The organism is Gelidimonas diazotrophica, assembly GCF_055694025.1.
Genome location: NZ_CM146349.1, coordinates 1,477,774 through 1,492,031, shown reverse-complemented (window position 1 = coordinate 1,492,031; position 14,258 = coordinate 1,477,774). Strand labels below are relative to the sequence as shown.

Sequence of the window (14,258 nt, the reverse complement as noted above, 5' to 3'; positions counted from 1 at the left end):
CGCAATTACGCAGCTGCCGCGACTGGTGCCGGGGCTGGTGCCGCAGGCGCCTCAGTGCGATGGCTCTTTGCAGCATCTTCCTTTTGCACATTCTTCATCATCGGCGATGGTGCTGTTTCAGCTTTCTTCATCTTGATGGTGAGGTGGCGCAGGATGGCATCGTTGAATTTGAATGCTGTTTCAATTTCGACCAAAGTCTCGTTGTCGCATTCAATATTCATACAGACGTAATGTGCTTTGGCAAGCTTCTGGATCATGTAAGCCATCTGGCGACGACCCCAGTCTTCCACGCGATGGATCTGACCGCCACGCGCAGTAACGCTGGCTTTGTAGCGCTCGATCATTGCAGGCACTTGCTCGCTTTGATCCGGATGAACGATAAATACTATTTCATAGTGACGCATGTAAACTCCTTATGGACTGATTAAAAAATCGCCCACCTCGGCGTCAAGACGAGTGTGGGAAGAGAAAAGCCCAGAACTATACTGCTAAACCATCAAAAACTCAAGAGTACCGACAGCATGCAGCTTAGAAAGCAAAAAATAACCGGCCATAATGTGCAAATAAGAGCGAATAAACTTGCATTCAGTGATGCACTGTACAAAAATACAGACTGTTTTTATAAACAGCCTCAAAAAAATCATGCTAAAGCTTACTGCGCGTCAAGAACAAATTTTGAACCTGATCAAAAATGCAATTGAGAACACAGGTTTTCCGCCGACGCGCGCAGAAATCGCGGCTGAACTCGGCTTTCGCTCGGTCAACGCCGCCGAAGAACATCTGCAAGCACTGGCGCGCAAGGGCGTAATCCAAATTACGCCGGGCATATCGCGCGGAATTCGCTTGCGTGACATGCGCAATCAGGAGCAGAGCCATCATGGCCGCGATGCAGAAATGACCTTGCCGCACGCCACACTGATGCAGTTAAGCCTGCCACTGGTTGGCCGCGTGGCAGCCGGTTCGCCGATCCTTGCAATGGAACATATTGAGGCAACCTATCAAGTCGACCCGAGCCTGTTTTCCAGCAAGCCCGACTTCCTGTTGAAAGTGCGGGGAATGTCCATGCGCGATGCAGGCATTCTGGATGGCGACTTGCTAGCTGTCAAAAAAGTCGAGAGTGTTAAAAACGGCCAGATTATTGTGGCCAGGCTAGGCGACGATGTGACGGTCAAGCGCTACCGAAAAACCGGCGCGCTGATCGAGCTACTTCCGGAAAATCCTGACTTCACCCCGATAAAAGTCAAGCCGGACGACGACAGCTTCGCCCTTGAAGGCCTGGCAGTTGGGCTGCTGCGCTCCTGGACCTAAGAATGCTTGCCGTGTAGTCAGTGTGCGGCCCATCAAGCACGACAAAATAGCATCTGGTCTGGTTGCGCCGCATCCGCAGACAAGCCGACAAGGTTGAAAAACACCTTTTTCGAAGTGCCGCTGCGCATATACAGAGCAGGAATACGTTTCAACAGTGTTCCGCCTTGCTCGAATTAAATTAAAAACAAGGAGTATATTAAATAATATGGCAATTACCGCATATATAAAATGCGCAGTATAAAAATACTACGTACGGTATTAAAATAGCGCATGAAACTTTACCGAGACTATTTTCTCAGAATTTTTTTAGCAATTCCGCGCAGGATATTGACTTCCTCCACTTCCAGTTGGGTGCGCGCGAACAGGCGTTTCAGACGCGGCATCAGCTTCTTCGGCTGCTCGGGATTCAGAAATCCGATTGCGGTTAGCGCCTGCTCCAGATGTACATACATGCCTTCAATTTCTGCAATACCGGCTGCAGCGCCCTGAAATCCGATCCCGGAGGCCGGCACGCCATCGCCGATGGCAGCAACGCGGCATTCGTAGGCCAGCACTTGCGCTGCCTGCGCCAGATTGAGGGAAGAATAAGACGGGTTGGCCGGAATATTGATCAGCACATTGCATTTTTCAACTATCCCGTTGGGCAAGCCGAAGCGCTCGTTGCCGAATATCAGCGCCGCATTCAGGCTGCCATCCGCGGCCAACTGGCTCGCCAAATTGCGCGGCGACACGATGGGCGGTGAAAATTCGCGCAATCTGGCACTAACGGCCGCGGCAAAATTACACCCTTCCAACGCCTCTTCAATCGAGCCGACTTCGCGTGCGGCAGCAAGAATATCCTGCGCACTGCTGGCAAACGCAATCGCTTCGTCCTGTTGCGTCATATTTGCAAAGCGTGGATTGACCAGTACCAGATCCGAGAAACCCATGGTTTTCATGGCGCGCGCAACCGATCCGATGTTGCCTGAACGGCTGGTTTCGACCAGGATAAAACGCAGGCGCTGAAAAAGAGACGTATTGGTTTGCTGCAGGTTCATTTAAAATAGCGCCATTGCGCGGTTAAAACTGGGAAATCAGGAGTCTTGCACAGACATTCTGGCCACAAATATACCGCATCGCTCTTTAATTCATGTTGTGCGGTTTTGTTTGCAGCGTTATTGCTCGTAAACAGTGCCGCCATTTTAACGGAACCACTATGCATCCAATGCTCAATACGGCGGTTAAGGCCGCTCGCCGCGGTGCGGCGATCATCAATCGCGCCGCATTCGACCCCGACCGCGTTACGGTCACCGAAAAACAATATAACGACTTCGTGACCGATGTCGACCAGGCAGCGGAACAGGCGATCATTGAAATCCTGCAAAACGCTTACCCCAGCCATGCCATTCTGGCCGAAGAATCTGGTGCATCCACCAATCTGAACGATGAAAATGAAAATGTCTGGATCATCGACCCGCTTGATGGCACCACCAACTTCATCCACAGTTATCCGCAATACTGCGTATCGATTGCGCTGCAACAGCGCGGCGTCATCACGCAAGCGGTTGTCTACGACCCAAGTCGCAACGATTTATTTACCGCAAGCAAAGGCTCCGGCGCTTACTTGAACGAAAAACGCATCCGCGTGACCAAGCATGACAAACTGTGCGACACCTTGCTTGCGACTGGTCTGACCAGTGCCAAAAACATGGATGAATTTCTCGAAATGTTTCGCATCATGTCGGAAAAATCACACGGTGTGCGTCAAGGCGGTTCAGCCGCACTGGACTTGGCCTATCTGGCCTGCGGATATATTGACGGTTATTTCATCAAGGGTTTGCGACCTTGGGATATCGCGGCAGGATCGCTGCTATTGACTGAAGCGGGTGGCATCATGGGCGATTTTTCCGGTGAGTCCGATTACCTGAATCATGGCAACATCATTGCCGGCAATCCAAAGATATTCGCGCAAATGCTGGCTGTATTGACGCCATTCGCGGGCAAATAAATTTTCAGTATTAAAAAGCCATCGGCCATTCGGCCGATGGCTTTTTTGCTTTGCGAGGCCCACAGCAGCACTTAAGCGTTAAATCCCCCTTGTGCCGTACTGCTGCTATACTGCGGCACGCGACAGCTTACCAGTCCCCTTGTCGCTGTCTATTATGACTTTTCCGCATACCGATCTGTTTGCCTGCGACTGGCGCCTTGAATGGCGACAGGCCGATCTTTTTAAAATCATCCATGCTATTTACTGAACTCGGCCTGTCCGATGCAATTCTTCGTGCTGTAACCGAAAAAGGCTACACCACCCCAACCCCTATTCAAGCGCAAGCCATCCCTGCCGTACTGGCGGGCGGCGACTTGCTGGCCGGCGCCCAGACCGGCACCGGCAAGACGGCCGCTTTTACGCTGCCAATTCTGCACCGACTCGCTAGCGCCGCAAAAAATCCGAATGCGCAAGGCACGCCAATTCGCACCTTGATCCTGACGCCGACCCGCGAACTGGCAGCGCAGATCGAAGAAAGCGTGCGTCAATACGGCAAATACGTGAAGCTGACTTCTGCCGTGATTTTCGGCGGCGTCGGCATCAACCCGCAAATCAAGGTACTCAAGCACGGCGTCGATATCCTGGTCGCCACGCCAGGGCGTTTGCTGGACCACATGCAGCAAGGCACGATCAACCTGAATCACGTTGAAATTCTGGTATTGGATGAAGCCGACCGCATGCTCGACATGGGCTTCATCAAGGATATCAAGCGCGTCCTGGCTGTATTGCCGAAAAAACGTCAGAACCTGCTGTTTTCCGCCACGTTCTCGGAGGAAATCAAGACGCTGGCCGATGGTTTGCTCAATGCACCGGCGATGATCGAAGTGGCACGGCGCAATTCGACCGTCGAAATCATTGCGCAAAAAGTACATCCGGTCGACCGCGATAAAAAGCATCCGATGCTGACCCACTTGATCAAAACCCATCAATGGTCGCAAGTGCTGGTGTTCACCCGCACCAAACATGGCGCCAACAAATTGGTCGAGCAACTGGAAAAAGATGCCATCAGCGCGATGGCGATCCACGGCAACAAGAGCCAGTCTGCCCGCACTAAGGCATTGACGGAATTCAAGGGCGGCAATCTGCAAGTGCTGGTCGCAACCGACATCGCCGCGCGCGGCATCGATATCGACCAGTTGCCGCACGTGGTCAATTACGATCTGCCGAACGTGGCGGAAGATTACGTGCACCGGATTGGCCGTACCGGCCGCGCCGGCGCCACTGGCGAAGCGGTTTCACTGGTCTGTGTCGATGAATTCAGCCTGCTGAAAGACATCGAAAAACTGATCAGGCGCGAATTGCCGCGTGAAATCATCGACGGTTTTGAACCAGATCCTCATGCCAAGGCGCAACCGATTCAACTGCGTAGCGGTGGCGGTGGCGGCAGAAATCAACAGCCGCGCGCAAGTGCTGGCGCTGGCAAACCACGCAGCGGCGCACCGCGCTCCGGCCCGGCGCAAGCCAATGGGAACGTAGCAGTGCGCTCATCGGCGCAACACCGTTCAGGCGGCCGTGGCCGTTAAACCGATTGTGGCGTAGCTTGGCTACGCTTGTGCTTTTATCACGCGCTAAAAAAGGCGTGATAAAAGCAGCTCTCCGAACAAGCTGCAGAAAGTTACACACGAGCGATGCTCGAAATTATGACGATGTACGCCGTGTTTTCGCATCAATAATATTGCCGGACCAGCATCTCGGCCACACAAACCGGCTTCTCGCTTCCCTGCCGTTCCATGACGATTTCCCAACTTGCCTGAACGCCGCCCTCAATATCATCGACGGCGAGTAATGTCAGGTGTGCGCGCAAACGACTGCCTACCGGCACCGGAGCCGGGAAGCGCACTTTGTTCAAGCCGTAATTGAGGCCCATCTTCACGCCTGTCATGGCAATCGACTCTTCCATAAATATCGGCAACAGCGACAAAGTCAGGAAGCCATGTGCCACTGTCCCGCCAAAAGGGGACTCGCGCCGGCTGCGCTCAACATCCAGATGAATCCATTGACAGTCGCCGGTAGCTTGTGCGAACTGATCGACGCGCTCCTGCGTAATATCGACCCAACCGGAACTCGCCACTTTCTGACCGACCAATGCTTTCAAATCTTCCTGCGAACCGATGATGCGCATTACACCCTCTCAATAATGGATATTTCCAAACTGCCTGATGCAACAACAAATACAAAAATAAAAACCGCTGACAAACGCCAGTCTGTCAGCGGTTTTTATTCGCCACAACTGGTCAATGCATGAATGTAAATCGCCCTTCATGCACGCCGACTTTGATTACATCCTTAGGGCCAAACTGCCCCTGCAATATCAGTTTCGAGAGCGGATTCTCGATTTCATGTTGGATGGCACGTTTCAGTGGCCGTGCGCCATACACCGGATCAAAGCCCGCTTCCGCAATTTTCTGCAACGCTTCGTCAGAGATGTCGAGCGCCATTTCGATACTCGCTAGCCGCTGCTCCAGAATTTTCAGCTGGATTTTGGCGATGGCGCCGATATTCTTCTCATCGAGCGCATGGAATACCACGATTTCATCGATACGATTGATGAATTCCGGACGGAAATGCGCTCTCACTTCCGCCATTACTTCCATTTTTACCAATGCCGGATCGTTGCCCTCCATCGCCTGAATTTTATGGGAACCCAAGTTGGAAGTCATCACGATTACCGTATTCTTGAAGTCTACGGTACGCCCATGACCATCCGTCATGCGGCCATCGTCGAGCACTTGCAACAACACATTAAATACGTCGTGATGCGCTTTTTCAATTTCATCGAGCAAGATCACGCTATACGGTTTGCGCCGTACAGCTTCTGTCAGATAACCGCCTTCGTCGTAACCGACGTAGCCTGGCGGCGCGCCGATCAGGCGCGCTACCGAATGCTTTTCCATGAATTCGCTCATGTCGATGCGAATCATCGATTCTTCGGTATCGAACAGAAATGTAGCCAGCGCCTTGCACAACTCAGTCTTGCCGACACCTGTCGGGCCGAGAAACATGAACGAACCGTAGGGACGATTCGGGTCTCCCAGGCCAGCACGCGAACGCCGGATCGCATCCGACACGGCAACAATTGCTTCATGCTGCCCCACCACGCGCTGATGCAAGGCATCTTCCATGTGCAGTAGTTTTTCGCGTTCGCCCTGCATCATTTTCGCGACTGGAATGCCGGTCGCACGCGACACTACTTCGGCGATTTCTTCCGCGCCAACTTGGGTGCGCAACAATCTCGGCTTGTCTGCAACCAGTTTATCGACTTGCGCATCCTGCTGCGTCTGCGCTTCCAGCGCTTTTCCCAGTTCCGGCAGTTTGCCGTACTGCAGCTCTGACACGGTCTGCCAATCGCTCTGGCGTGTCGCCTCCTCCATCTGCAGGCGAGTTTTTTCGATCTCTTCCTTGATATGGGTACTCCCCTGTACGCTAGCCTTTTCCGCTTTTAATATCTCTTCAAAATCAGCATACTCCCGTTCAAGCTTGAGAATTTCATCCTGGATCAGACCCAGCCGCTTTAGTGATGCTTCGTCTTTTTCTTTCTTGACCGCTTCACGCTCGATTTTTAGCTGGATGATGCGGCGGTCAAGCTTGTCCATTACTTCCGGCTTGGAATCGCCTTCGATCTTGATTTTGGAAGCGGCCTCGTCGATCAAGTCAATTGCCTTGTCCGGCAGGAAGCGATCGGTGATGTAACGATGCGACAACTCGGCTGCGGCGACGATGGCCGGGTCGGTAATTTCGACCCCATGATGCACTTCGTACTTTCCTTTCAAGCCGCGCAAGATGGCGATGGTCGCTTCCACGCTGGGCTCATCCACCAGAACCTTCTGGAAACGCCGTTCCAGCGCGGCATCTTTTTCAACATACTTGCGGTACTCATCCAAAGTAGTGGCGCCAACGCAATGCAACTCGCCGCGCGCCAGAGCTGGTTTCAGCATATTGCCGGCATCCATTGCGCCTTCGGCCTTGCCGGCACCCACCATCGTGTGCAGTTCGTCAATGAACACGATGGTCTGGCCTTCGTCCTGCGCCAACTCCTTGAGGACCGACTTCAACCGTTCTTCAAATTCACCGCGGTATTTCGCGCCGGCGACCAAGGCCGCCATATCAAGTGAAAGTACGCGTTTGTTCTTCAGACTATCGGGCACTTCGCCATTGACGATGCGCTGCGCCAAACCTTCCACAATCGCAGTTTTACCCACACCCGGCTCGCCAATCAAAACAGGATTGTTCTTGGTGCGGCGTTGCAGCACCTGGATCGCGCGGCGGATTTCGTCATCGCGTCCGATCACCGGATCAAGCTTGCCCATCTTGGCGCGCTCGGTTAGATCCACCGTGTATTTTTTGAGTGCTTCGCGCTGCCCTTCGGCTTCCTGCGAGTTCACGTTAGCCCCGCCGCGCACCGCAACAATCGCAGCTTCCAAGGCCTTGCGTGTCAGGCCATTTTCACGTGACAACTTACCGGCATCCGATTTGTCGTCCGCCATTGCCAACAGCACCATTTCACTTGCGATGAATTGATCGCCGCGTTTTTGCGCTTCCTTATCAGCCAAGTTCAGCAAAGAGCCAAGCTCGCGCCCGACCTGCATTTCGCCCCCGGTGCCGCTTACTTTCGCCAAACGGTCGATTGACCCTTTCAATGCGGCGGAAAGTCTACCGATATTCACCCCAGCCCGCTGCATAAGGGAGCGCGCACTGCCGTCGTCCTGATCCAACAAGGCCGTTAACAAATGCACCGGTTCAATATATTGGTTATCGTTACCCACCGCCAGACTTTGGGCGTCTGCAAGGGCTTCTTGCAATTTTGTCGTCCATTTATCAGCACGCATATGTACTCCAATCATGTATATAAGGTGAAATAAGGCTAAAAAATGTATTTTCAAGCACGATAACGTGCACCTATTCTCTCATCGACTTTGATGATAGGACGCCGTTGTACCGCTGGCATTGTTATATGACAAATCGCAAGAGCCATACAAAACTAACCGAATGTAGCGTTTATCTGGACGAAAAAAAACCCCGGCATGCCGGGGTTTTTTCTATCTCGCTGTATTCAGCGTTAGATAGGCTGAATGTTCGAAGCTTGCTTGCCTTTAGGGCCAGCAGTTACTTCGAAAGACACACGTTGGTTCTCTTGCAGAGACTTGAAGCCGTTCGATTGAATCGCTGAAAAGTGAGCGAACAAATCTTCTCCGCCTTCATCAGGTGTGATGAAGCCGAAGCCTTTAGAATCATTGAACCATTTTACGATACCAGTTGCCATTGCAATTCCTATTTCAGTTAAGTTGGGCATATGCCCGTTAAATCGTTTGAAGCAAGAAAGAAATGACAGACTAATACTGCACCACTCGCTCGAATCTCAACGATTGCGAAATTATACCCTATAAGTTTAAAAAAAACCTAGCAGCCAAATTTTGTTTAAACACAGTCCGGTGTACTCGATCATTTTGTGCCAAGTATCCGGTCACCCGCATCACCTAAACCTGGTGCGTAGAGGAATATGCATCCATGTGCGAATCCAGCGATGCAACATACGGCCTTACCTCCATCCGAAGGAAATATAATCGATTACGCTGGACCAACTTGGACCGTGTAGAAGCAGATAAAGCATTCTATACGTTGAACGCAAAAAAGCCGTTAGTGACTCGCATCACTAACGGCTTTAAATACTGGTGCGGCTGGCAGGAATCGAACCCACGACCCCTTGGTTCGTAGCCAAGTACTCTATCCAGCTGAGCTACAGCCGCGAAAAGATAAATTATAGCATGATATTTTCGATTGAAAGAACTATGTTTCGCGAACACTTTCAACTTTAAACATCCTGCTACCGTTTATTCTGAAAGCAAAAACATGCAGAATAAGATCACGTCATTGCAAAAATAAATAAAAATTGATTGGCAGGCGCCAATCAATTTTCCAATGCTGGTGCGGCTGGCAGGAATCGAACCCACGACCCCTTGGTTCGTAGCCAAGTACTCTATCCAGCTGAGCTACAGCCGCAATACCTTTGAAGCCGGAGGAAATTGACGAAATATTTCCTTTTCTCCGAGCTATTGATAGTATTAAATTTCTTCCTATCTCAAAGAGAGCCCGCATGTTAACACATGCGGGATAGCAAGAAAAGTCTGAAGTGAAAATTTTGTTAGCCCAAAGTAGTAATGTCCCTTTGATGCAATTAAAGAGAATGTTGCATGTTGTCGAACCGGTGCGTGGAAAGCACAGGAATGGAGATCGACAAGGCCGTGCCATTTCCCAGGCTGCTTGCGATGATGAGTTCGCCTCCGAGCGCATGAATGCGCTCCCTGATCCCCATCAGTCCAAACGAATTTGCCTTTCTTCTATCGCCTGGCTGAAGTCCTTTCCCGTTGTCCTTTACCTGCATCAAAAAGCCGCACTCGTCTTGGCTAAGAGCTATCTCGACTGCCGTGGCGTTGGCATGGCGCACAACATTGGCCAGCGACTCTTGCAAAATCCGAAATACTGCCGAGGTTTGGTCCGCATCCAATCCAAACTCTGCCTCTGGCGCGATCGTCACCAGTTTGCAGGCGATCCCGTTTCTCCGCTCAAATTGCTTTAGCTGCCACTCCACCGCTGGATACAAGCCCAGTTCCAGCGCAGCAGGGCGCAGATCATTCATGATTGATTTCACGGACTTAATGGTGGCATTAATGTTGTTGAGTACTACCGATACCCGTTGATTCAGTTTTGGATGCGCGTCTCCGGTGCGCGCGTACAGCGTGTCCACGTCCATTTTCAGCGCCAACAAATTTTGGCCCAGATCATCATGGATATCTTGCGCGATGCGTTTTCGTTCGCCTTCCTTGATGTTTTCCTGATGATCGGAAAGCCGGCGCAATTGGGTAAAGGATTGCTGCAGCAGTTCCGCTGACCGTTTTCTTTCGGTGATGTCGCGGATGCTGGCGATGACGACCGGTTGACCGTCCATCTGGAATGGGCTGAGGCTGATTTCAACAGGAAACTCGGTGCCGTCCTTATACACCGCAGTCAATGGCCGGTTTAAATTTGACGGGTGCTGAGTCCTGCTGGTTTCAAATTTTTTGCGGTAATACGCATGACTGCTACGACTACTGAACGGCACCAGGTCGTCGACATTCAGGCCTTTCAATTCATTGAACGCATAGCCGAAAGCTGCCTGGGCAGCGCCATTGGCAAAGGTAATAATGCCGTCATTACCGATTAACAACATCGGTTCAGGTGCCGCTTCGACTATTTTATGCACCTGCGCCTGTTCAGCCTGTTTGCGATCGGTGATGTCTGCTTGAGTGCCGATCATGCGTAGCGCCTGTCCGGCCGCATCACGGCTGATCACCATGCCGCGGGCTAGATTCCATTCCCAGCTGCCGTCCTTGCTCTGCATCCGATATTCGCTAAGGTAGACCGGCGTTTTACCCTCTAAACACGCGTGGAGTTTTGCCATCACACGTGACTTATCGTCCGGATGGACACGGTTTTCCCAGGCATCAAAATTATTTTCGATTTCATCCTCGGCATAGCCCAGCATCTGCTTCCAGCGGATCGAAAAATGCACTTCATTGGACACGACATTCCAGTCCCATACGCCATCGCCCGCACCTTCGAGTGCGAATTTCCAGCGAAATTCACTTTCCTGCAGTGCTTGTTTGCTGATTTCAAGACGGCGGTACGAATGGAGCGCAACATGAGCACTCAGGAACATCATCATCATCATCAACAAAATGCCTGCGCCTCCAATCAACAAATCTTCCTGTAAAGCCTGGCTCAACGCTTGGACGGATATTCCTACAATTACATTCAAAGGCATGTTTTCAAGAGCACGGGAACTGTAGATCATCGTATGGTCATCAACCGGACTGTTCGTCTGGAAGGACTTGATCGGTGCTTCCTGCGTTTTTCCAAAGAGATCAGAGTGCAATAAGCTAGCTGCAAATGATTGCTCGAACAGTGGAACACGGGCAATTATTTTGCCACTCTGATGGACCAGAGCGATCGAGATATCCTTATTCAATCGCGCGAGTTCGAACATTGAGGCAAAACGGGCAGCATCCATCGGTGCGGCGATAACGCCCAGGAACTCGCCTTGCGCGCTTACCACGCGCCGGCTCAATGGGAAAATCCGTTTCTTTGTTATTTTTCCCATCACCGGTTCACCAACATACAGGCCTTGATCAGCCTGTCTCCCGGCGTGCGCCTTAAAGTAGCCGCGGTCTGCATATGACGTTCCCTGAACCGCTACATTTTTAGATGCCACGACACCAACCCCGTTAGCATCGACAAATATCGTCCAGAAATCATCACTGGAAGCAGGATCATGGCGTGCCAGCAATTGTTGGATGGTTGCTATGGAATTCCGTTTCTCCGCGGGCAACGCCTTGATGGCATTCGCAACCCCTATCAGCGCAAAATCGACGAGCTGGATCGAATCTGACACATGGGCTGCAATCGTTTGCACGTAGGTTTTGGCCTGGATGCGCGCCGCATTTTCCCGCTCGCGAAAGGATGAGTAGATTTCCCAGGACACGGCCGCGATGGACAGGCAGACGACCGCCAGCAAGCTCATCACCAGACGACGACGAAAGCGGGAATATTCCGGGGACACACGAACAAGGGGAGATTTCATGATCTGGCCTGCATCATGGCAGGCGCCGTATAGGAAAGTGGCATTGAAACATCGAGGCCTTTAGTTGCATGAATGTATCCGTTATTTGGGCTAGAGCATACGTGCAGAAGATGCTTAAGTCTATTGGGCGATAGCCTTTTTACGATCCCGCCACATTCGCCATTCGGCCGCATCGGGAGTATCTGAAAATGGCTTTTCTGTCTTGGCCGGCACATGCGCGTTGTGTAGATGCAGTGTTGCAGCGTTTAAATTTTACCGGCTCTGAATTTACCAAAATGCCCAAGGCAATATGGCTCTTGTTATTTGCTGTTAAAAATCCATTTCAAGTAAAAACAAAGGAGTATGGTCATAAATATGTATATTTCCGCATATATCTGGTGCGACTTTAAAAACACATTATCCAGTATGTTTTTAGGCATGGCAGGAGAACACGCACACAAACGCCCCTCCCTGACGCTGTAAGGTCACATCGGCCTCGACACTATCAGGAGCGAAAGAAGACTAACGGATTTTGATCAAGCGGCAAAGTAACCAGCTATAGGATCATCAAAAACTTTGATCTTACGTAAAGATGACTTTATGCGGATGCTTATTATTGAGCCGTATGTTAATCAAAAAATAACGATGTAACAGAACGTGTCATCGCGTATCGAACCGCCTATCGATAATCGTGTCTCTTCAAGACATGGCGGATTCAACCACGAGATGTAACCGGAGCATAGCCTATTTGAAGGGAGCATTATTTTGCGCCCACGTGTTCTATTAGTTGCGTCCGAAGCCATTCCACTTGTCAAAACCGGCGGTCTTGCCGATGTCATTACGGCACTCACCGCCGCTTTGCGTGAAAAGAATGTCGATGCCGGTATTTTGATGCCTGGCTATCCGTCTGCGCTCAATGGGGCGACAGGATTGGCCAAAGTTGCCGCTCTGGACGATCTTCCAGGCGGGCCGGCATGCTTGCATCAGGGATTCATCCCCGACAGCGATATTCCGGTTTTTTTGTTGGAAACCGAGAGATTTCGCGCCAGGTCCAGCAATCCGTATGTGGATGCGAACGGCAAGGATTATGCAGACAATGCAACGAGTTTTGCAGCGCTTGCCCATGCAGCCGTGCGCATTTGTGCCGGCCGCACTCCGCTGGACGTACCGCATGTCGTGCATGTCAACGATTGGCACGCGGGCCTGGTTCCCCTTCTGCTTCGCACCAACGACATCAGGCAAGTCGGCTCGGTGTTGACGATCCATAACCTGGCATTTCAAGGCAATTATCCGATCGAACTCGGGCCTGCACTCGGCATACCAGCTGACATGCTGAATCCGGATGGGATCGAGCTCTGGGGCAAGCTCAGTTTCCTGAAAGCAGGCATCCAGTATGCCGATCGCATTTCCATCGTCAGCGAGTCGTATGCCAGGGAAGTGCTGACGCCGCAATTCGGCAACGGCCTGGACGGCGTGCTGAATCATCGCAAGCAGGCAATCGTTCCGATTTCCAACGGGGTTGACATGAGCCTCTGGAACCCGGCAAAAGATCCATTGATTGTGCGACATTTTTCACGGCGCACGCTGCGCAACAAGAACTTCTGCAAACAGGACTTGCTGAAAATGTTTGACCTGCCGGTAGACCCGTTCGCGCCGCTGCTAGCGCTGGGTAGCCGGATCACGCATCAAAAAATGGCGGATGTCGCGCTGGCGGCGCTCCCTGCCATCCTTGATAAATATCCGCGCGTGCAAGTCGTGGTGCTAGGGCGCGGAGACCATGTCTATGAAAACGGATTCATGGAGTTGGCCCGGCGCTATCCGGGCCGGCTAGGTGTTTATATTGGCTACGATGAACGACGCGCACATGCGCTGCATGCAGGCGCCGACATGTTGCTGCACGGCACCAGATTTGAGCCGTATGGCTTGACCCCGATTTATTCCATGCGTTACGGCACGATTCCGATTGCGTCCAGGGTTGGCGGCTTGATCGATACGATTGTCGATCCGGGTTCCGGCAACGCAGGCAGCACAGGTAGCACCTTATGCAAAGGCGCGAACGGCATACTTTTCGATGGCGAACAAGCGGCGGACATGATCGCCGCGGTAGACCGCGCGTTTGCGATATTCGGCAATGCCGGCGACTGGCTGACCATGCAGCGCAATGCGATGAGCGGCGATTTTTCCTGGAACGTTCCGGTACGAAAATATATCGAAATGTATTCCGAAATCGCGTCGGCAACTGCGAAACCGCTCTTCATAAACACGCTGTCTGCCAAATCCGGCGAGGGGCCGGATTTAGATTTGGCCGTGGCACGAATGTGAGCCGACTGT

The 14,258-nt window shown here is 51.8% G+C and carries 11 protein-coding genes and 2 tRNA genes; 5 read left to right on the top strand and 8 right to left on the bottom strand.

Annotated features, from left to right (window positions below; genetic code table 11):
* Positions 1-5: 5 nt before the first annotated feature.
* Positions 6-404 carry a 30S ribosomal protein S6 gene (gene rpsF, locus KGFNPO_RS06900; RefSeq protein WP_472612690.1) on the bottom strand — a complete coding sequence of 133 codons (399 nt, stop codon included), beginning with the start codon at positions 402-404 and terminating at the stop codon, positions 6-8.
* Positions 405-642: 238 nt separating this feature from the next.
* Between rpsF and lexA the strand changes: the two genes are divergently transcribed.
* Positions 643-1,308 carry a transcriptional repressor LexA gene (gene lexA / locus KGFNPO_RS06895; protein ID WP_472633861.1) on the top strand — a complete coding sequence of 222 codons (666 nt, stop codon included), beginning with the start codon at positions 643-645 and terminating at the stop codon, positions 1,306-1,308.
* 287 nt (positions 1,309-1,595) lie between these two features.
* Here the strand turns inward: lexA and KGFNPO_RS06890 are convergent, their stop codons facing one another.
* Positions 1,596-2,345, bottom strand: coding sequence for an RNA methyltransferase (locus KGFNPO_RS06890; protein WP_472633859.1), 750 nt, complete (start codon positions 2,343-2,345; stop codon positions 1,596-1,598).
* Positions 2,346-2,503: 158 nt separating this feature from the next.
* Here KGFNPO_RS06890 and KGFNPO_RS06885 point away from each other — a divergent pair, with 158 nt between their 5' ends.
* On the top strand, positions 2,504-3,295 hold the full coding sequence (locus tag KGFNPO_RS06885; protein ID WP_472633857.1) for an inositol monophosphatase family protein: 792 nt from the start codon (positions 2,504-2,506) through the stop codon (positions 3,293-3,295).
* A 233-nt stretch (positions 3,296-3,528) separates the two neighbouring features.
* Positions 3,529-4,857 (top strand): DEAD/DEAH box helicase, encoded by a 1,329-nt coding sequence (locus tag KGFNPO_RS06880; RefSeq protein WP_472633855.1) that lies wholly within the window; start codon positions 3,529-3,531, stop codon positions 4,855-4,857.
* A 143-nt stretch (positions 4,858-5,000) separates the two neighbouring features.
* Here KGFNPO_RS06880 and KGFNPO_RS06875 read toward each other — a convergent pair whose 3' ends face one another.
* The 6 genes from KGFNPO_RS06875 to KGFNPO_RS06850 form a co-directional block, all read right to left on the bottom strand.
* Positions 5,001-5,456: a MaoC family dehydratase gene (locus KGFNPO_RS06875; RefSeq protein WP_472633853.1), complete on the bottom strand. Its 456-nt coding sequence runs from the start codon at positions 5,454-5,456 to the stop codon at positions 5,001-5,003.
* Positions 5,457-5,568: 112 nt separating this feature from the next.
* A complete protein-coding gene (gene clpB, locus KGFNPO_RS06870; RefSeq protein WP_472633851.1) occupies positions 5,569-8,160 on the bottom strand; it encodes an ATP-dependent chaperone ClpB in 2,592 nt (863 codons plus the stop codon).
* Positions 8,161-8,390: 230 nt separating this feature from the next.
* Entirely contained in the window at positions 8,391-8,594 is a 204-nt protein-coding gene (locus tag KGFNPO_RS06865) for a cold-shock protein (protein WP_010398811.1), read from the bottom strand.
* 407 nt (positions 8,595-9,001) lie between these two features.
* Positions 9,002-9,078 (bottom strand) — tRNA-Arg (locus tag KGFNPO_RS06860).
* A 176-nt stretch (positions 9,079-9,254) separates the two neighbouring features.
* Positions 9,255-9,331: transfer RNA gene (locus tag KGFNPO_RS06855), tRNA-Arg, on the bottom strand.
* A 175-nt stretch (positions 9,332-9,506) separates the two neighbouring features.
* On the bottom strand, positions 9,507-11,948 hold the full coding sequence (locus KGFNPO_RS06850; protein WP_472633849.1) for a PAS domain S-box protein: 2,442 nt from the start codon (positions 11,946-11,948) through the stop codon (positions 9,507-9,509).
* A gap of 188 nt (positions 11,949-12,136) precedes the next feature.
* Between KGFNPO_RS06850 and KGFNPO_RS06845 the strand changes: the two genes are divergently transcribed.
* Positions 12,137-12,337, top strand: a complete 201-nt coding sequence (locus KGFNPO_RS06845; protein ID WP_472633847.1) for a hypothetical protein — start codon at positions 12,137-12,139, stop codon at positions 12,335-12,337.
* 355 nt (positions 12,338-12,692) lie between these two features.
* Complete coding sequence (gene glgA / locus KGFNPO_RS06840) at positions 12,693-14,249, top strand: glycogen synthase GlgA (RefSeq protein ID WP_472633845.1); 1,557 nt, start codon at positions 12,693-12,695, stop codon at positions 14,247-14,249.
* Positions 14,250-14,258: the final 9 nt, after the last annotated feature.

Coding starts and splice junctions, on each gene's coding strand:
- rpsF (WP_472612690.1), bottom strand. CDS start 404: ATGCGTCACTATGAAATAGTATTTATCGTTCATCCGGATCAAAGCGAG.
- lexA (WP_472633861.1), top strand. CDS start 643: ATGCTAAAGCTTACTGCGCGTCAAGAACAAATTTTGAACCTGATCAAA.
- KGFNPO_RS06890 (WP_472633859.1), bottom strand. CDS start 2,345: ATGAACCTGCAGCAAACCAATACGTCTCTTTTTCAGCGCCTGCGTTTT.
- KGFNPO_RS06885 (WP_472633857.1), top strand. CDS start 2,504: ATGCATCCAATGCTCAATACGGCGGTTAAGGCCGCTCGCCGCGGTGCG.
- KGFNPO_RS06880 (WP_472633855.1), top strand. CDS start 3,529: ATGCTATTTACTGAACTCGGCCTGTCCGATGCAATTCTTCGTGCTGTA.
- KGFNPO_RS06875 (WP_472633853.1), bottom strand. CDS start 5,456: ATGCGCATCATCGGTTCGCAGGAAGATTTGAAAGCATTGGTCGGTCAG.
- clpB (WP_472633851.1), bottom strand. CDS start 8,160: ATGCGTGCTGATAAATGGACGACAAAATTGCAAGAAGCCCTTGCAGAC.
- KGFNPO_RS06865 (WP_010398811.1), bottom strand. CDS start 8,594: ATGGCAACTGGTATCGTAAAATGGTTCAATGATTCTAAAGGCTTCGGC.
- KGFNPO_RS06850 (WP_472633849.1), bottom strand. CDS start 11,948: ATGAAATCTCCCCTTGTTCGTGTGTCCCCGGAATATTCCCGCTTTCGT.
- KGFNPO_RS06845 (WP_472633847.1), top strand. CDS start 12,137: ATGGCTTTTCTGTCTTGGCCGGCACATGCGCGTTGTGTAGATGCAGTG.